The following is a 1,112-nucleotide window of genomic DNA, read 5'->3' as shown; positions in this document are numbered from 1 at the left end:
ATAGTGTTGATACAGATGATAATACGGTTGCAGGTACAGGAGATGGCGGAACGATGCTACCGTTACCCAATACCGATGGTACAGGAGGGCTGGATTATCAGGATGTTGATAGTGACGGCGATGGTATTGTAGATAATATAGAAGGACAACCAACGGTTGGTTATGTTGCCCCAAGTGGTACGGATACTGATGGTGATGGTATTGATGATAGCTATGACCCTGATGATGGTGGAACAGCATTAGTTGCCATAGATACAGATATGGATGGTAGTGCAGATTATATAGATACCGATAGTGATAATGATGGAGAATCTGATTCTATAGAAGGTTGGGATACTGATGGCGATGGGGTTGCCGATACAGTTGCTTCAGGAAGTGATAGTGATGGCGATGGATTGGATGATAATTATGATACGATTGTTTTAAGTGGAGCTACTTCAGGAAGCAATGCAGGTAATAATACCGTAGCTCCTTTAACAGATGGTATTTTAGCTGATGTAGATAATCCTGGAGTAGGAGATCTAGATTACAGGGAGAATGACAGTGATGGTGATGGTATTGATGATGCGGTAGATGCCGATGATGATAACGATGGTATTCCAGATGTTTTAGAATCAGGAGGGAATGATCCTAATGGGGATGCAGATGGTGATGGTATTCCCAACTGGCAGGATACGACAGATGATGGAGGCGCTGGAGATGGAAGTACAACAGATTATACAGATAGTAATGGTGATGGTATTCCGGATGTATATGATGTAGATGGTGATGGCGTTGCGAATCATTTGGATTTAGATAGTGATAATGATGGAGTTGCAGATATTACAGAAGCCGGAGGAGTTGATACCGACGGAGACGGAGCGATAGATTACCCGATTCCAGGGGATCCAACGTCTATGACGGATGCAGATGGTGACGGATTAGAAGATAGTCTGGATACGATTGACAATGGTAGTGGAGCAGGAGAGGTTACCACAGGTACAGCCTTACCGAATCCTGATAGTGATGGTGATGGTGTTCCTAATACTGCAGACTTAGATAGTGATAATGATGGGGTTGCAGATATCGTAGAGAACGGAGGAGTTGATACCGATGGAGATGGAGCAATAGAT

Annotated in this window: 1 pseudogene; it reads left to right on the top strand. The window is 43.7% G+C overall.

The window, feature by feature from the left end:
- Positions 1-1,112 (top strand): annotated as a pseudogene (locus ACFSTE_RS14125) (hypothetical protein); the annotation flags it as partial.

Source organism: Aquimarina hainanensis (genome assembly GCF_042684685.1).
Taxonomy (GTDB): Bacteria; Bacteroidota; Bacteroidia; order Flavobacteriales; family Flavobacteriaceae; genus Aquimarina; species Aquimarina hainanensis.
Note: the sequence above shows the minus strand (reverse complement) of the source record. Positions and strands in the feature narration are given on the sequence as shown.